Origin of the sequence: Roseimaritima multifibrata, assembly GCF_007741495.1 — a bacterium.
In the GTDB taxonomy this organism is placed as follows: domain Bacteria; phylum Planctomycetota; class Planctomycetia; order Pirellulales; family Pirellulaceae; genus Roseimaritima; species Roseimaritima multifibrata.
The window spans coordinates 219169-237669 of the sequence record NZ_CP036262.1; the positions used below are offsets into that span (position 1 = coordinate 219169).

General features: G+C 53.7%; 12 protein-coding genes. 3 read left to right on the plus strand and 9 right to left on the minus strand.

What is annotated here, in order from left to right:
* Positions 1 to 6: 6 nt before the first annotated feature.
* The 6 genes from FF011L_RS00880 to FF011L_RS00900 all read right to left on the minus strand — a co-directional run bounded on the left by FF011L_RS00880 (position 7) and on the right by FF011L_RS00900 (position 7328).
* Positions 7 to 555 carry an RNA polymerase sigma factor gene (locus tag FF011L_RS00880; protein ID WP_218932921.1) on the minus strand — a complete coding sequence of 183 codons (549 nt, stop codon included), beginning with the start codon at positions 553 to 555 and terminating at the stop codon, positions 7 to 9.
* Positions 556 to 1284: 729 nt separating this feature from the next.
* Entirely contained in the window at positions 1285 to 2016 is a 732-nt protein-coding gene (locus FF011L_RS00885; RefSeq protein ID WP_145354839.1) for a CAP domain-containing protein, read from the minus strand.
* Positions 2017 to 2294: 278 nt separating this feature from the next.
* Entirely contained in the window at positions 2295 to 2468 is a 174-nt protein-coding gene (locus FF011L_RS26070; protein WP_218932922.1) for a hypothetical protein, read from the minus strand.
* Between the two features lie 140 nt (positions 2469 to 2608).
* Complete coding sequence (locus FF011L_RS00890; protein ID WP_145349522.1) at positions 2609 to 3715, minus strand: baeRF3 domain-containing protein; 1107 nt, start codon at positions 3713 to 3715, stop codon at positions 2609 to 2611.
* Between the two features lie 868 nt (positions 3716 to 4583).
* Positions 4584 to 5084 carry an LURP-one-related/scramblase family protein gene (locus FF011L_RS00895; protein WP_145349523.1) on the minus strand — a complete coding sequence of 167 codons (501 nt, stop codon included), beginning with the start codon at positions 5082 to 5084 and terminating at the stop codon, positions 4584 to 4586.
* Positions 5085 to 5408: 324 nt separating this feature from the next.
* Positions 5409 to 7328, minus strand: a complete 1920-nt coding sequence (locus FF011L_RS00900) for an OPT family oligopeptide transporter (protein ID WP_218932923.1) — start codon at positions 7326 to 7328, stop codon at positions 5409 to 5411.
* Between the two features lie 956 nt (positions 7329 to 8284).
* Here FF011L_RS00900 and FF011L_RS00905 point away from each other — a divergent pair.
* Both FF011L_RS00905 and FF011L_RS00910 read left to right on the plus strand, forming a co-directional pair.
* On the plus strand, positions 8285 to 9580 hold the full coding sequence (locus tag FF011L_RS00905) for a WD40/YVTN/BNR-like repeat-containing protein (protein WP_246109651.1): 1296 nt from the start codon (positions 8285 to 8287) through the stop codon (positions 9578 to 9580).
* Between the two features lie 521 nt (positions 9581 to 10101).
* Entirely contained in the window at positions 10102 to 11787 is a 1686-nt protein-coding gene (locus tag FF011L_RS00910; protein WP_145349525.1) for an ABC1 kinase family protein, read from the plus strand.
* Between the two features lie 750 nt (positions 11788 to 12537).
* On the opposite strand, the gene FF011L_RS00915 is transcribed toward FF011L_RS00910, so the two are convergent.
* The 3 genes from FF011L_RS00915 to FF011L_RS00925 all read right to left on the minus strand — a co-directional run bounded on the left by FF011L_RS00915 (position 12538) and on the right by FF011L_RS00925 (position 16670).
* Positions 12538 to 14664, minus strand: a complete 2127-nt coding sequence (locus FF011L_RS00915) for an LTA synthase family protein (protein WP_145349526.1) — start codon at positions 14662 to 14664, stop codon at positions 12538 to 12540.
* Positions 14665 to 15201: 537 nt separating this feature from the next.
* Positions 15202 to 15585, minus strand: a complete 384-nt coding sequence (locus FF011L_RS00920) for a hypothetical protein (protein ID WP_145349527.1) — start codon at positions 15583 to 15585, stop codon at positions 15202 to 15204.
* A gap of 26 nt (positions 15586 to 15611) precedes the next feature.
* Positions 15612 to 16670 (minus strand): DUF1559 family PulG-like putative transporter, encoded by a 1059-nt coding sequence (locus tag FF011L_RS00925; RefSeq protein ID WP_218932924.1) that lies wholly within the window; start codon positions 16668 to 16670, stop codon positions 15612 to 15614.
* 868 nt (positions 16671 to 17538) lie between these two features.
* Between FF011L_RS00925 and FF011L_RS00930 the strand changes: the two genes are divergently transcribed.
* Positions 17539 to 18390, plus strand: a complete 852-nt coding sequence (locus FF011L_RS00930) for a hypothetical protein (RefSeq protein ID WP_145349528.1) — start codon at positions 17539 to 17541, stop codon at positions 18388 to 18390.
* Positions 18391 to 18501 lie beyond the last annotated feature (111 nt).

The window sequence follows — 18501 nt, forward strand, 5'->3', positions numbered from 1 at the left end:
TCCAATTCAAGATAGACTCTTGCGAAGCGTTTCGAGTCCTGAAACGTATCGGCGATGGACCGTTGACCGCGACGATTTCGTCAACCTGGCAATCTCCTCGAATGAGAGCTCGCCCCAAATTCTCGCGACGACGGTCTCACGCTGTTCAATCGGTAGTATTTTTAATTGTTCGGCCGCACGGCTCGCGTCAAGTCGTGTATCGACCGACGGTTCAAACCACATGGGCCGGTCCGTAGCGACGGACTCCTCCCGGGCACGAGAATGCTGACCTTTGTGGTGCATCGTGATCAGTTCATTACGAATCACGCTGTACAGCCACGCAACGACATTCTCGGGTGAATCGTTTGCCTTAACGCGACGGACTAATCGAAGAAAGGCCTCCTGAACGACATCTTCCGCCGAAACCTTGGACCACTGTCTTGCGAACAGCAGCAGCGCATCGGCGTGTGCATCCACGATTTCGGCAACGTTTTCATAGGAGCACCGCACATTCACCTCGTCACTGATTCGCCTGACACCTTGATGATAGACCGCGCCGCGACGAAGACTTCCCACTAAAAAAGCGAAAGGATTAAAAATAATTGCGGAATGGAGAACTACGAGCTTGTTTGGAGGCCGAGGGGAGCCCGGTTTTCTTTGCATGTCTCTAGAGACGAGGGTTCCGTAAGCATCCAACCCAGCAAGGCAATCAACCGGGCTAAACAGTGTCGCCTTTCGCTCCGCGAAAGAACGCCTGCAAGCGAAACTTTCGCGGAGAAACTATGAGGGGGGCTTGGAAGAGAAAAAAGGTTCGGCACACTCGTTGGGAGTTTGAATAGCTTTACAACTTCCACAACGAGGTACCGAACCCATGTCTAATGTTATCATGATTGGCTGCGATTTACACGGCCGTAACATGTTGCTCCGCTATGCTGTGGGCAATGGCGAAGCGCAGCAACTTTCCTACGACAACGACTCTAGCGGGCGGCGACGAATGGTTAATCGCCTCAAGAGTCTGGCCCAGAAACCAATCTGCAAGATTCGCCTTTTGCTTCTCACGCCTGCCTTAAAATTCACGCCCCGATCGGAAGGCTACAACTGTTTTTTGCTTTCGATTAAGTCGACTGGCTGTTAAATCAGGAGTTTCCGATTAGTGTTCAAATTGCAGGCGATCATCTGAACGGGGGCATGAGCCGATTAGGTTGATTCGGCCGGCGCACAGGGCAAGTATTGACTTCATCGACTGAGGGGATTTCATCTGGCAGGCTGGCTTTGTCCGGTTACTGATTCTCCCAGGTTCTGTTGTTATGGGGTTTCAGACGGCTCTATCGTCCCCTCGTTTGTCACGCGGAAGGTTGCATCGGAACGGACTGTTTTCGATTCGTCACTTCTGGCCAGCGAAACCTTTGTCGGCAAGCATCTTGTCATGGTCACGGTCATCTGTGGCTGCAATTCAACCTCGTCTCTCTGGTCGTTTGCTTCGAAGCGGATCGTTTCGGTTTTTTGGGAGTCATTGGTTAGCTTCAGCTGAAACGCCGCCGACTGTGGACGTCCAAATAATTGCACCGCATAGTAGGTGACACCATCCGTTGTCGCGACTGCTGCGCCCGTTTGGGTGATATAGTCGGCGAGCATGTTTTCTCGATGTGGAGGGGAATCGATCCAACCTTGAACAAATACTTCGATCAGGCTGGCAGCAGTAACGTCGCCGGTGTTCGTGCGATAAGCGATGTTCTCACGGACGATGCAGTAGTCGTAACCTGCCTTTTCCGCACGTTGTGCAGGTGTCATGCCGTTTGCTCGGTGCCCGTACTTGTCGGTTCGTGCCATGAACTCTGCAAACTTCTTAGCAGCTTGCATCAAGGGTTCATTTCGCTGCACCGCTTCTAATTGATTCGATTTGCGAAATTCATTGGTTTGATCAACGATGGCTCGCTGAACGGCCGTAATTATCTCCGTCGATTTCGCGCTTCCAGTTGCCGTCGAAGCTGGACGCGCATCTTGTCCGCTGGCGATCCCCATGGTTATGATCGACATCAATGAATAGAGTGAAATATGCGATATAAGATGGTTCATCATTGTCTCATCTTCGCCTTTGCTTAGAAAAACGGTGCGAGAGTTTAGTAACGCCGAGAATGGTGGGGGGTGGGATTGTCGATCGTCGTATTTGCTGCGATGCGTGCTTGCTCAGGTTCACCGGATATCGTCGAATTGTAATGCTCGATGCGGCGAATCATTTTACAACGCTCTTCTCCAGACTCTGCCTTCACGCTTCGCCGGTCGCAAAGGTTTTCCAGACAGTGTAAGTGCAAGCTCTACTTCATGCTCTTTGCGGTTGGAGTTGTACTCCAAGTTGGGGTACAGGATTTGAGCCGGGAAGTTTTGCACGAACGGTCGATTTCGGCTGCGCTGATTGAATTTTCTGCGCCGGTAAGCGTGAAGCCTTCAATATCCAGATCGGTGTCGAAGGTGGGTTCGGCAAAGTCCATTGGTTGCTTCTTATGTAAATCCGATTTTAGATGCAGCGGATGCTTAGTGATAATCCGTGAACGAGTTCGAACAAACTGGGCAACGATTTCCTAAGCCCCTTCTTCTACAGAACGTGCTTACGACAGTTCAGTAGCTGTCTCTAAAAGCGTAGAATCGCGGCGACGACGTCGGCGTCAGGGGGCATGAATTCGGGGCTGCATTGCAGCACATCGCCTCCGTTTCGCAGTGTTTCTAGGACCGCCTGATTCGTTTGTTCGCAGCGACCATCCCTCTGGCAAACCATCAACGAATCGACTTTGCCGGATTTCGCAGCTGCCAAGACCTCATCCAATTCAGCAGAAGCCTTGGAGTTCGCCAAAGCAGTCCCGAAGCGTTCATTGAAATCGCTATGGTCTGCCTTTAAGTGAGGGGTGATCGCCTTCTTAGCATGCTCGCGAAGTTCATCAGCGGTGCATTCGGAAGGGCTGCCATCGGCTTTTGCGTCTACGTGTACCTTGCCCGTTGCCTCGAAATGCCCGGTCACTTCGCTGGTGGCAACTACGACTAGCGGCAAACCTGTGTTATAGATCGCGGCGGCTACGTCATCGCCGACTAGGCACAGATATTGATCGCGGTCGGCCTCGATTTTACTCTCGCCTTCGCCTTGCCCGTGAAACATCGCAGTCGATGTCCCGGCGGTGTTGCCGACACTGCGATGACTGGTGTTCTGCAGGCTTACCTCCGGATCACGCGGCAATACCAATTCTTCGAATTTCGCTGGCAGTGTGGTCGTTTCGACCACGCTGAGCGATTCCCCGACAGCGCGGAACAGGCAGGCTTCGTCCCAGGAAAGCGAAAGCACGAAGTATTCGCCACCGGAATTGGATTCGCGGATCAACGGTTGAATAAAAAACGATTCGCCAATGAAAACCTTCTCATCGACGGCGCGATTGAGTCGAAACATACGGCAATCATCCCTGTTTAGGAAGATTGCTAGCCCCTCGCCTTGATGCTGCCAGAACTCGTTTTCGTCGGGTTTGGAAGCGAGGCTGTCCAGAAGGTCGTCATTATGCCCAGCCGCCTTCAGTTTCTCGCGAGCTTCTTTAAGCAAGTTCTTTAACCGAATAGGCCCTTGTTGAGTCTCACGTCCGCTGCGGTGTGTCGGCATCAATATAGAAACGCAGGGATCACCCGAAACCGAAGCGAGGTTCTTTAAGGCGTCCGGCAAAAGGGATTCAAGAGTCGTTGCGTCGCTTATGGTAGGCATGAGAGAATCCTTGGTAAGTGTAGCCGTGGTTGTTTCAACCACATCGTTCTGAAAACACGGTTGAGTAACCGCAGAAAACCTGTGCTGCAAACGAGGGGCCGCTTTCAGCAAATCGGCCGAGTTCGTCGGGGCGTTAAATCAAAAAGTGACCGTTTCCGAGTGGGAACTAGCGTCTGGTTACGGCAGGCACGATCGCCAGAGCGTGGGCAGACCGGTGATAAGTCACGAATCGATTTCACGTCTCCTCAAGCTTTCTCGATAGCAGCGGAGCTTGCGATCAGCCCGGAGAGAAATGCGGCATGTAATGTGCACTGAACTAGTGGAACCGCATTCAAGTTCACGGCATTGCCGCATTCAGTTTCACGGCATCAAGGACTGGGTTAGGTTGTTTCAGACGTCAAGTATTGGAGAGAATCTGTCGGAGCAGTAAGAGAGCCTGTCGGAGCCGTGCAAGGCCCCGACGAGACCGCGTCAGATTCCCAGCCGCCCGGATTGAGCGTGTGGACAATCGACAGCCATGCGGCGATCCCCCGCATTTCGATCGTAGGGTGAGGTCGCCTGCCAGTTGTGAGCGCGAAAGGTGCACCCGTGGAAACGGGCTCTTTGGGCAGCGTGCGGGCTCGATGGGGCGGCGCAATGAATGCCAGAGCAAGCGGACGGAAGTAGGTCGTGTGGATGCGGAGGCTGTTAACACGCCAGCTATCAATGTCACATCTCCAGCGAAACGCGATGTGAAGAGCTTCACGCCCTTAGCGGCCTACTATTTCTCGTTGGAAAGCACTTGCGAACAGGATGCATTTTCACGTCAATCTGGACAACACGGTTCCCTGCAAATTCTTTTTAACGAGCAATCGTCCGCTCTCGTACTTTAGTTGTTTGTGCTGCTGCGAGTCGTTTCATCGTGCAGGACCTGATCGATGACGATGCATGCACATAGGATGGCGACTTCGTTTTCGCCTTCGATCACATCTACGCCGTAGCTGTCGGTCCAGGACCATAACTTCTTGCTCACTCTTGCCACCGTCCGTCCCGATCGTTGAAACGTAAACTCATGCTCCCAAAAAGATCCGTCGATTGTGTAGTCGTTCGGGCCAGGCACGTCCAATGTGAACTTCTTTTTCAGCCAAGTCCATTCCTTGATCACCTCGGCAAATAGCTGATTGTTGATGAGGATTTGGTACCGAGGCTTCCATGACAACAGCTTTTGGCTAATGAACGCCAGCTCGTTGCGGTTGGGATCCTGGAAGGAGAGCTTGTTACCCCATGAGAACGCCACGCCATCGACGTAGTAACGGAGGTTCCCTTCGGCGTCATCAATGCTGAAATCATTGCCCCATGACCAGAACTTCTCTTTGATTCGAAAGATCATGTTTGCTCCATGTGTGAAATGAATTCCCGGCAGACAACTACAGGCTGATCCACAGCGTTGTGGGGGCGCTCCTTTTTCGAAGAGTGCTGCGGAGGAAAGCGTACGCGATCATTTTTCACTTCGTTTTAAGTACGCACATTGGGCTGGACTATGCAGCGGAAAACCCGTTCCCCTTCGTGTTCGAAGGCTGGGCAGTAACGTCCGCTTGAACGTGTGACGGTTTCCTGCGTCGCCGCCACTGCAGTCAGCTGAACTGCATTGAAGGTTCAAACGTTTTAGATCGCAAACAGATACCGGCATGCGGCAACTGTTTCAGGACGATTTTTACTGGTTGTTTTTGGCAAGCGGTTTTGACATGAGCACAAAAATGATCACGATCGATGCCGCTGCTAGGCAGGAGAGTCCTGTCACCATTGCTGGTGAAACTCCAAGTTTGAGCGATTGAATTCCGATCGCTGCCAGTCCCGCGATGCCGACTGCGGTTAGAGCCTCGCCTGCAATGACTCCCGATGAGAACAGCACGCCGCGGTGCAGCACGGTATCGTGCTCTTTCTCTGGTTTGCCTTTCGAGTAGAAGTGGGCGATCAAGCCGCCGATCAAGATGGGGGCTGCCAATCCAAATGGCAAATACATCCCGACCGCAATCGGCATCAAGTGAGCTCGGAACTTTGCTCCGCTGCGTTTCAGGGCTCCGTCGATCAATAGGATTGCGAATCCCAGGCCGGCACCGATTCCGATCATTTTCCATGGTAGTTCCCCTTCGCCTGCAAAACCTTTGGCGAGGCTGGCGAATAAACCGGCTTGAGGCGCGGACAGTTCCTTGCTTCCGATCCCGCCTCCATGTTCGTGAAGCAACGTCAAAACCGGCGCCATGACCAATGCCGCCACAGAGACTCCAGCGATCTGCATCATCTGCTGCCTGAACGGAGAGGCACCAACGAGGGAACCGGTTTTCAAGTCATTGCAAACGTCGCCGCTGGTGCAGGCAACACAGCACACGATCGCCGCAATACCAAGCGTGGCGACCATCCCGTCCATGCCGGTGTAATTAGCCAAGTACAGCAACGCACCGGCGACCAACACGGCCGTAATGGTCATTCCTGAAACCGGACTGTTTGAATTGCCAACCAAGCCGACGATGTAACTGGCGACCGCCGTGAAAAAGAAACCCATCACCAATATGACGACGGTCGATAGGAGAGTGATCCCCGTGTTGTGGGTGAACCAGTAATTCATCATCGCCAGCAACACGACGCATACCGAACCCAGCGTTAGGATGGCCCACGAAGGAATGTCGCGTTCCGTGTCTTTTTGCGTGACATCTTTATCGCCGGTCATCCCCTGCCATAGGTGTGCAATGGCAGCCACCAAACCATGTCGCACCGCGATCAGTGCGCTGAAACCGCCAACGACCATGGCTCCCACGCCAACATAGCGAAGCTGACTGCTCCAGATGCCATACGCTTGATCGACGGCGCTGTCAGCCCCTTCGCCGGTCAACCCACCGCCCAGCAGCGGAATCCCGATTAACCAAGCCATCGCGCCACCGATAAAGATCAAGATCGCCACGTTCAGTCGAACGATAAATCCAACGGCGATCAGCATCGGCGAAAGGTCGCCGCCGAAATAAAAGATCCTGGAACCGGCGACGCCTGCTGTTTCCAAACTGCCGCTAATAAGCCCCAGAAATCCACCAACAAGCTTTACCACGCCACCCAGAATTCCGCCGACAATCAAACTGGTTCCGGCGCCGTCTTTCTCCTCGGATGCGCCGGCTTGGAGTACCGCGGCACAGGCAACCCCTTCGGGGTATTTCAATTCGTCATTGTCGACGACAAATACTTTCCGCATGGGAATCATAAACAGGATTCCCAACAGGCCACCAGTGAACGCAACCAGCGTCACGGTCCAGTAATCGAATTCGGTCCAGTATCCGATCAGAATCATCGCAGGCATCGTAAAAATAATGCCCGCCGCCAAGGACTCGCCAGCCGAAGCACAGGTTTGAACTTGGTTCGCTTCAAGGATGGTTGAATTTTTAAAGAATAACCGGAACAACAGCATCGCCATCACCGCCGCTGGAATCGACGCCGAAACGGTCATCCCAGCTTTTAGCCCGACGTAAACATTGGCGGCGCCCATCACGACGGATAGGATCAACCCCAACACAACAACGCGAATGGTGATCTCCGCCGTTGATTTCAAGGCGGGGGCGGCGGGCTTTTCGGAAAGATTGTCGGACATGCGTCGGCTCGAAGGCATCTTGATGGCGTGAGAAACGGCAAAGCGAATGGGTTGTCGATAATTGTGATGCCACAAACGAACCGTGCAATCCGGGTCGTGTTGCAGAAAACGAAAATCCAAAGGAGAGCCAATTGTAGGGGAAGCGTTCCAGCAATTGTTGAAAGTGGTCCGGCAGAAAAAATGAGTGAACTCTTTTGTTGTTTTGCATCGCCCATTTAGGCGGCCGAGCTGGCAAAACCACGCGTCCTAGAGTGCCATCGATCGCCGCACTACTTTCTTAGCGGCACGGCGCAAGCCGTCCGGCCCCTCGCCCTGGAAATCCCACGTGCTCGCCGGTCGGCTCGCGCCGATCCGCTAACAAAGATCGCCGCACTACTTTCCTAGCGGCACGGCGCAAGCCGTCCGGCCCCTCGCCCTGGAAATCCCACGTACTTGCCGGTCGGCTCGCGCCGATCCGCTAACAAAGATCGTCGATCTACTTTCTTAGCGGCACGGCGCAAGCCGTCCGGCCCTCGTCCTGGAAATCCCGCGTACGTGCCGGTCGGCTCGGGCCGATCCGCTAACAAAGATCGCCGCACTACTTTCCTAGCGGTACGGCGCAAGCCGTCCGGCCCTCGCCCTGGAAATCCCGCGTGCTTGCCGGTCGGCTCGCGCCGATCCGCTAACAAAGATCGCCGCACTACTTTCCTAGCGGCACGGCGCAAGCCGTCCGGCCTCCGCCCTGGAAATCCCGCGTACTTGCCGGTCGGCTCGCGCCGATCCGCTAACAAAGATCGGCGAAGATGCCAAAAGCGTGACCGAATCGTGGATTCCTCGCTTGTCTTTCATGCGAACGTCGTTGCCGAGCGTTGTGGCATCTATAATCAGACCATTCACGGTTGGATCGGAGGGATTCGATCGCAGCCGTGATTACCTGAACAATGATCCCGTTACCAGCTCCCACAGACGAGTTCGCCATGAATACACGACCTGAGAAAAACGCGTCCCTTGCATTGACTCGGCGGCGTTTGCTAATTGCTTCAGCGGCAAGTGGCGGAGTGCTGTTATCTGGAATCGACAGAACTTGGGCAGATACGACGGACGCAAAATCGACCGAACATTTCTGGTATCGCTTGGCTCCTGACGGCCCTTACATTGATTCGCAGCGAGACAATAAGGCGTTCGGTTTTGGCATGGGCAAAGTGTTCTTGTCGGAAGATAACGGGAAGACTTGGCCGCATGATGCGATCTTCCGTAATGCGGACAATATCACGTTCAGTTGCATCTTGGAAAACGGAAACATTCTGTTCGCGACGCGGACGCGTCTGTATCTCAGTACGGATAACCTCGGCAGCTACAAAGAGATTATCGTCAAAGACAAGGACGGTAGTGACTATCTTCCGCATCGACCGATCGATCCAGAGAAACCGGGTTGGTACTTTCACTCGCTCGACGGTGTCCATACTTGGGACGTCGACGGATCCGAGATGCTGGTGTGGGGCAACTACTGCAACGTTTTAGGCGGTGCGGTTCCCATTAATATTTACTATTCGACGGACCAAGGGCAGACTGTCAAGATTGCGTATTCGTTTGGCCAGAGTCCCTCCTTCCAGCAACCTGGTGGGACGCCGAGTGATCTGCTGGGCGATCCGGACAATCCTGTCGTCTGCCGGCACATCCACTGTGTAACGTACAACCCCGACGAGAACGCGTTTTACGCTTGCACTGGTGACCATGATCGGACCGCCCCTGATGGCAGCAGCCAGCATGAATGCCATTGGCTTCGAGGCACTTACGATGCCAAGAATGATTCATGGGATTGGAAGGTACTTGTTTCAGTGAATTCCAATTCACGGTTCAAATCGGGTGGCATCAACTTTGTCGATGGGCAGCTGTACTGGGCAGCCGATGCGAATGGAAAGAACGGCACGATGCCTCACGATCGTGGCATTTTTCGATGTGATCCGGCTGATCTGGCGGACACGACGAAGCACGAATTGCTGTTCAATCCTCATTACGAATCGGCCAACATGATCATCGAAGATGGTGTGATTTTGTCGGCACACTACGCGCCTGCGTCGCCTTACGCGACAGGATTTATGATTTCACCAGACATGGGCAAGACGTGGGCACAATACGATTTGAAAGAATTCGGGCAACGCAGCGGTATTCGATTTCATAAAAAGAACAGCGACGGATGGTTTCGCGTCGACCTGCGTAAGGGCTGGATCGAACGTGGCGAAGTTCTTTTCATCAAACCAAAGCCCAACTAGAGATCGATCAACCGAAGCTTGCTTCAAGGCGAATACAGATTCCGCTGTGCCACATTCATCGCGATGGAATCCGAGCAATCACCGATCGACAGAGAAGCGTTCTCGTCATGGTTGAACGTTGGGATCCCGGGGACCAGGTTCTGCGCTGCGGGATTCTTTTTGATTTTCGTCTGCACGAAGGTCTGGGGCCGCTCATGTTGAGTGGCGGTTGTAGTCCACCGATCGGTCGTTCCCTAAGCCTCTCGTCGCAGGCGACTTTCGTAGCAAGACGCCCTCGCCACAGAATCTTCCCGACACGCTAGGATAGGAAGCGATCCGCCATGTAGCCCTCCCCCGGCATGGCGGTTGGTCAGTCATCGTTCTGGGAATAGGTTCGGGCACCAAAGCCAGGCTCCGAAACGCCAAACACTTGCCCGAATCTTTTGTCTCGCACCCGAATAGCGGCTCGGGAGCGATTCGATAGCGGTTTTTGGCATTTAGCTGCTTCAAGACGCACTGCACGCGATTATCTGGATACTCAAATGGATCTAACCGACGTCCCTCAGCTTGTTCGCAACGCGGACCGGTTTCGCGAAGTCGTCGCGGTCCTGGGTAAACATGGATTGGCCGATTGGCTGTCGGCGGTTCCCGTCCCATGGCTTGATCGATTTCGAGGCGCAGCACCCGAGGGGGGGCTGACAACCAACGCACGGATACGCGTCGCGTTGACCGAACTGGGGACGACGTTTGTGAAGCTGGGGCAGGTGCTCAGCACGCGCCCCGATCTGGTCGGCGAACCACTTGCCCAGGAACTGGCTCAGCTGCGAGCCAACACGCCAGCGGACGATCCCGAATCGGTGATCCATATGGTTGAGTTAGAACTGGGAGGAAGAATCGACGAATTCTATGCTCAGTTTGATCCCGTCGCCTTTGCCTCGGCATCCATTGGCCAAGTGCACTATGCCACGACGTTGGACGGAAGATCGGTTGTCGTAAAAGTGCAGCATACGGGTATCGAACGCCGGATGGTGAACGATTTAGAAATCATGCAGAAGCTCTGCGAGATCGCCGAGCAGCAGTCGGAACGACTTCGTCAGTACCGTCCGGTCAAGACGATGCATGAGTTCCGTAAAACGCTTACAAGTGAGTTGGATTTTGGGCGTGAATTGAAGAACATGCAGCGGTTTCGCCGCAACTTTGAAAACGCGGAAGGCGTCCGGTTCGCCGAGCCATTTCCGGAACTTAGTTCGCGGCGTGTCTTGACGATGGAGCGGTTCGATGGTGTGAGCGTTTCCGACAAAGCACAGCTTGATGCGTCCGGATTCGATCTGGAAGAAATCGCCTGTCGCGGGGCGAATCTATTTGTTGAAATGATTTTCCGAGACGGGTTCTATCATGCCGACCCTCACCCGGGAAACTTGATGGTTTTGTTCGATAGTGAATTGGCTGAGGAAGCGACGTACTGTCCGGTGTTGGGGGTGCTGGACTGCGGGATGGTTGGGCGAATCGACGATAGCTTGCGTGAGGATCTTGAATTGGCGTTGATCGCGGCTGTTGGACAGGATGCCGAAAAGATAGCCGAAGTGGTTGCCCGTGTTGGTGAAGTACCGCTTGGCTTTGATAAACCCGCGATGGTGTCGGCAATTGCAGACTTGGTCGACGACTACGGACAGCAATCCCTGGAAAATTTTGACCTGAGCGGCTGCCTGCAGGAGATCGTCGATATCATTCGTGAGCATCGTATCTACTTGCCCGCCAAAGTTGCGATGCTGCTAAAAGTGCTTGTCATGTTGGAAGGCACGGCCCATCAGCTTAGCCCTACGTTTAGCCTCGCCGAATTGCTCAAGCCGTATGGCGAGCGAGCGATGTTGCGGCGGTTTTCGCCAAAGCAGTTGTACGGTCGACTGAAATCGACTGCAGAGGATTGGCAGAATCTAATCGGCATGTTGCCAAGGGACGCCGCCGAAATTCTGCATAATTTTAAGCAGGGGAAGTTTGACGTTCATTTGCAGCACCGACGGCTGGAGCCGATCGTTAATCGCTTGGTCATGGGAATCCTGTCGGCGGCTTTGTTCGTCGGCTCCGCATCGTTATGGAGTAACCAAGTTCCGCCCGCGATCAAAGGTTTTTCTTTGCCTGGGTTCTTCGGTTGTGCAATCGCCGTCGCGATGGGCTACAGCATTTCTCGGCAAATTCGACGTTCTTCACGATCGACGCAGGATGACTAAGCGACCTGCGATCTTTTAAAATCGCCGCTCGCTCGGGACGTGAAATTTAATAAGGACGGTTTCCGAGCGGGGGTATTGCTGTGCGGCAATCCATCAGAAAATCCCAACCCGCTGCGTAAGCGAGGGACCGGGAACACGTTCTGGGAACCCTCGCTTACGCATTTTGAAGTTGCGCTTTTTGGAGTTGGCTACTTTGCTTTCGCCGGGCTTGTCCCGGTCCGGGGCAACAACTGGCAGCTACCCCCACGTCTCCTTGCTATTTCATTCGTCTCCACCAGCCTTTTGATCGCTCCATAAGGTAGCTGCCAGTTGCGAGTCCGCCGGGGCAAGCCCGGAAACGGAACTCTCGATACTTGGGGCTAAAAAGGTGCTGGAATAGCCGAATGATTTGAGGCATCTGCAAGCGTACGGAAATCAGGACGATTGACCACAGCAATCACCTCAAAAACGCAATTTCAAAGCTTACGCAGCGGGTTGCGATTTCGACAGCCTGCGGGCCCGAAGAGTCAGCCTCATCAAACGCCGGGCAGAAGTAAAACGAATCGTGTCGTATTGCCGGTCTGTCGACGCTCTGGCGCGTATCGCGACGTAACTGCCCTAGCCAGTATCGCCAGACGGTGGTTCCTGAAGCATGATTGTCCCGACGGCACTAGCCGCGTCGCTGGCTTGTAATCGGCGAGGAACCGCCACTACCGCATTGCACATCTCCAGCCTTGAGGAAATTCACGCTTCGGGCAATCGCACGCGTTATCACCGTCTTGTGGCGAGAGGTAAACGAGTGATTCGATCGCCCGTTGGGGCTAGCGCGACCGGTGGGATCGCCTTTGGTAAATCGCTTTTCGCAAACAGGTATCCAAGGCCATGGCTGGCGTTATATAGTTTTCTCGCGGTAGCGATTCTTTGTTTGCAGACGGTTTCAGGCACCTTGGCAGAGGCCCATGGAAAGGTCTCAAAGGTTCCGTTATCTCGAAGGCAGACTGTCCCGTCGGCAAACATCACGTAGTCCGTTCCGACGGCGATGAAAGCTTTCTTGCGGCGAAATAGGTCCTGCCCGAGCGACTTGTATTGATAACCTTGCGGGGCAAGTAATTGTGTCAAGGTCGGAGTGATGTCGCAGTGTCCGCCAACGACGTTCTCGGCAAATTTCTTGCCTTTTAGGATCTTCGGTCCGTACAGGATTAGCGGGACGGCGGAATGTTCATAAACACGGTTGTCTTTAGTGAAAGGCTGGCGGCCGAAGTGATCTCCGGTAATTACGAATAGTGCTCGAGGGAACCGTTTGGCCATCTTGTCGACAAATTTGCCCAGGCAGCGATCGGTATATTTTAGATGTCCGTAGGCAATCCGGCGACTTGCTTCGTCATGATTTTGGTCGCTGCGAAGTTCAGGAGGATAAGGGGGGACCACGCAGTCGACCGCTTCTAAATCCATGTCGTAAGGAGCGTGATAGGATTGCGTGTAGACGACGTTGAAAGTCGGTTTGTTGAAATCCAGTTTTTCAATAAAGTTGTATAGGGTTTGGTCGTGCAGCGTGTGGTGATTGGTTTCACCACCATGCTTGATATCCTGAGTGAAATAGCTTTTTTCAAAACCTTGCTCGGTTACCATACGATCACCAACGATCGTATGCCCGCTGAATGCATTGATGCTTCTTGTTTGGTACCCCAGGTCTTGCATGATGGTAACCATCGACGTGGGGAGTCGCTTCTGCTGATACTTGTCGGTTTGATGAAGGCCTTGGATGGTCGCAATGTAGGAATCGACCGATGTGTTGGCAGCCGGTAGGAAGCGTCGAACATGAAGCCCTGCTTTCGCCAGACGACGTCCCTCCGGGACAAGGTTTAGTTGGTGGTACTGCGGTAGAAACGGCCAGGCGTCATAGCTTTCAAGAAATAGCATGAACACATGGCTGGGGGGGCCATTTGGGTTTCCTTCGGCAACTCGGTCGAGGACAGGGTGTTCCCACCCTTGAACCTCGGGTCCTTGGGTGAGTCGCGAAGGGAAGGCTGAAGAAGCCGGCACCATTTGGTGGTCGCTCGCTGCGCTAGCTTGGGTAAGTTCCGCCAAGATGGCGACCGATTCGGATGATTTTTGCTGCACCAAGAAGCGTTTGCCAAACTCATTGTTTTTTACCGCACATCGCTCTTTCCATGCGCATTTTATCGCAAAATAGGGATTGAGCACCGCTTGGTTTAGGCACCACTGCGAAGTGACACAAGCGTCACGATACATGATTGGGCGTGGGCCGGGCGATCCTCGCAGCAGCATGGGCGTAAGGATCCCCAGCAGAAGGACGGCTGCGACGCGGGGACGAAAGTCTTGGCACTGAAATGAACACCAATCGGCTAGTTTTGATGGTCGCCCGTTCAGCCATACGGCTCCCGCTGCTATCCCCAGCGAAAGCACAGCACCGATCGGCAGTTTCCATAGCAGTCCGTATTCTTCAACCGCGATCGAATAGATTAGGCCCAGGTTCCCATCCAAAATGTCGAACATCCGAACATTGTAGGTTTCGCCGAATGCCTGGAAGTAATTTAGGCTGCCGAACCACAGTGGCGGGTACGAGACTGCAAACAGGACGACGACAACATTTCGGTAGAGTGTCGAAATTCGATAGGCACTTTTCCATTGGAAGAACAGCACCATCATGACCATCGCGGGGAGAACCGCATAAGTCGCGACAACGGCATCCATTCTTAAGCCTTGCAACATCGCAATGGCAACATCTGCCGCTGTCCCGGTCTCGCTCCAGTAATCCTGCAAGCAAAACATCCAGGTAATGCGTCCCAGAGAAAGGAGAGCGACCAAGCTAAACAGGACTCGGAAATTCCGAGCTTGCTCAGCGATGCCACGCTGAAACCATGTCATGTGGCGCATTTTCAAGAAACTCCAAAACGATAACGATGCAGTGCCTCAGGAGTCGCCGTACGATTCCATCCTGGGTTGTTCGGTCCCCCAGCAGGACTGGTTTGTTAAGGAGTGATTCGGCGAGATTTAACCGGAATGATTAGTGATTTCTGCAAAAACAGAAAAACTGTTAAGCTGCGGGCGTGAGTCTTCGGCCCGTGAACGGTTCGTGCTGCCGGTTGTTAGGCGAATCGACATTAGGACCCGGGCCGTCAACGCGGCCTGAAAAGAGGGCGCTCGATGCACCGGGGAATCTGGGGAGTCCCGTTGGCTTGAGGGGCGCCTGTTTCGTAGGAAAGACTACGCAGCGACGAAGCTCAATTGTGTCGTCGTTCTGCCGCTTGCAGATGTTTCGACACTTTTATTGGTGAGCTCTCGCTTGCCGCAAAATCGAGCTCGACGAGTTCGGCTAGCGACGACGGTCGGGCTAGCGGAGTGGTTGGGTTCGTCGACTCGATTTGAGCGTATGTTGTGTGGCAGCAGCCACCGAGCAAAGGCATTAGCAGATCATTCGGCGTCTGCGTCGGGAGATTCTTCTGTGGCAGGCTCTCCCGCGTGCATTTGAGGTTGTAGTTCCTCCAGTAACTTCGTTGCAATCGCTTTGCGTTTTGCTGGCGTTGCGGCTTGCAGTTCGGCCAGTCCTGATTCGAGGATGTCGGCTCGCTTGGGATCGGTTTCGCGGACCTTTTCGACCAGGACGGGATAGCCCATCGATTCGCTACCGATAGCCTGTCCTTCTGCATAGCGTGTTAGCAACGAGCGAGGCTCGGACAGCGGGTCGTTGGCAGCGTTGACTTGAATCGTTTGTTCTTTAACGCCCCCGCCGCAACCGACAGCAAGCGGCACTAGCAGCAATCCGGCGGTCGCCAATAATAGAGAGTATGATTTCATCGTTGTTTACCTTGATTGGATGATTCTTATAATTCGCCTAATGGTTGCCCATCACGACGATTGCCCAGGCGTTGGAAGGTCAGCAGGTTGATGGTCTCGGTGATGAAGCGAACCGAACCGTCACCCAGCACTGCGTTAACACCACCGGGATGCATACTCCGTGGAGGCACAATCCCAACACCCCAGTCATGGGCACCGCCGGGACAGCAGTCTCCGCCGGTTGTTGGGTATTCCCAGTTTGGCGGAGCGGCGGTCGTGAGAGTCGATTGACCGGCACCGTACCATCCCCACATGGTTCCATTGTTGGACCGCACTCCCGAAGCGCTGTCACGTGCTGCAATTCCAATCGCTTGCAGTTCCGCTTGGGTGGGGAAGTCTTTGTCGACAACCGCGTTGAAGGGACCGTTGCTGGAGTAAAAGAAATCGAACGGGTACTGGCCCGATGATCCCGTTGCGCCGGAGCCGGACAGTAGTTCCGATGCCAGCAGGGTGTTGGACAACCCGTCGGTAACATCGCTCATACGCATCGCTTCGGAATAGGCGATCATTCCATTGAATCGAGTTCCTGCCCAAACGGTTTCGGTCCGGCTGCCTGTGCTCCAGCCATAATTAACCCCTGGTCCATCCCAACCGTTGGGGTGCGTCCCACGGCGTGGAGCGGCCAACGCCGATGGGCATTTGTAGCCGTCGATCGGGGTGTTGAAGAGTGTTCCATAAAAGAAACTCCATCGCTGGCCTTCCGTCAAAGAGCTATCCATGATTTTGGCTTGCCCTTGATCGTAGAGATTGTTTTGTTCGATGTATGGCAAGATATGGAAATTGGCACTTGCGGCCTCCCATGCATTCGGGCCGATTTTCGTGTAGTTCTTAGGGAATTCACGAAGGGTGTCGTGGAAATTATGACTCGCCAACCCCAATTGCTTGAGGTTATTGGAACACTGCATTCGCCGGGCCGCTTCACGGGCCGCTTGCACTGCAGGAAGTAGAAGCCCGACTAAGACTCCAATAATCGCAATCACAACTAACAGCTCGACAAGCGTAAAAGCTTGTCGACCATTACGTGACAGTGGTTTCATGGTTGACATGAATAAGCTCCTGGTACGGTGGGATGATTATGGCGGGATACCTATGGTGAGATAAAACACTGTTGTGGCGTCTCTCGGGGGAGAGTAAGCACCCTAAAGTAGCAAGGGCGAAATGCTATTTCAAGTTAATTTGCAATCGCCTGCCCCTTTTAGAAAAGAAGAGAGGGCAGATAACGGGCGGGAGGGCCGTTAATTGTTTGACGCTATGACAGGCTTCCTACCATCTTTTTTATGCAACCGTTGGCAGGCGGGAGCTTGGATCGGGTGCGTGTTCTGGATACCCGTCGGCTTGAATGAGGCTTGGAAGCGTAGGTCAAAAGATGTGTAAGCGTCTTGCAGTCTCCTATGCCAGGATTCCATGCGGATGCCGCGTCATCACGTCGAAGAAACGTTCATGTGCTCCCTTTTTGGGGGGCGACATGTAGTCATCGCAGGCTGCGAATGGGGGCCTTTGGGTGTGCGGATACGCGCTCTTTGGTCTGCTAAACCGTTTGCTGGCCGTGGTTTGTGAATCTATGCGGCTGGTGGGATATCTTTGGAAGCCTGTCGTTTTTGCGTCCGATAGGGTGAGTATCAATAAGCGCGGTTGCAAAAACGTCCGCACAATTCAGCTTCAGCATTAGGGTAGTACATCAGAGTGACTAGATACTTAACGACCATGCTTTTGGCATCCGCGGCAATTGTCATTTCGGCTTCATTGGCCAATGCAAGTGATTTGTTCAGTCACAATACGTGCGACGACGCTTCTTTTAAAACCGTTTGCTGCGATGAGAGTTGCGACTCGTTATACGACTGCGACTCGTGTGAGTCTTGTGATTCGTGCGGCGTTTGTGGAGCCAGCGGCCTGAGTTGCGATTGCCTGGGCCGTATGAAGCTTTTAGGTTTCATTAAACCAAGCGATCGTTGCTTTGATGATTTCATCAGCCCGATGATCAATTTTGTGTTCTTTGAAGACCCGCGTACATTGAGCGAGATCCGTCCGATCTTTGTGCACCACAATCTGCCCGACAGCGTCGGCAGTTTGGGGCTTCCCGGCGGCTCCGTCCAGTTGTATGCGATGCAGGTTCGAGTCGCATTGTCGGAACGTCTGAGTTTGATCGCCGTCAAAGACGGCTACGTTGTGGCCAACATGGATCCAGGTCCGCTAGACACCCTGCTGAACGACGGTTGGGCTGCGGTTACGGCGGGTTTGAAATACAACTTGGTTAGAGACACTTGTCGTGGACGATTGGCATCGGTCGGTTTTACTTATGAAATTCCGATTGGTTCGCAGCGCACCTTACAAGATGTCGGCGATGGTGAATTCCATGTCTTTGGAACGGCTGGCCAACGTTTGTTGAACGGCAACGCTCACTTCCTGACGAGCGTAGGTTATCGCTTTCCTGTCGACCGCGAAGCTCAGACGACTTCGATCCATTGGTCGAATCACCTTGATTATCGCGTAACCGATCGGCTGTATTTGTTCACGGAACTGGCTTGGTGGCACTGGACGGAATCCGCCACCGGAGCTGGTGCATTGCCGTTGGGCGTCGCGGGGCAAGACTTGTTCAATTTGTCCAGTAGCAATGTCGAGGGGAACAACCTGGTCACGCAGAACGTTGGCCTGAAGTTCAAGCCAAAGAGCAACACCGAAATCGGTTTGGCCTATGAATTTCCGTTGTCCGATTTTAAAGACATCATTCAAGACCGTGTCCAAGTCGATTTGATCTACCGCTACTAGCCCAGTGCCATCCATTTTCTTAGCGGAACGGCGCGAGCCGTCCGGCAATCGCATCGAAACCACAATGAATTTGCCGGTCGGCTTGTGCCGATCCGCTAGGAAATCCGCCCG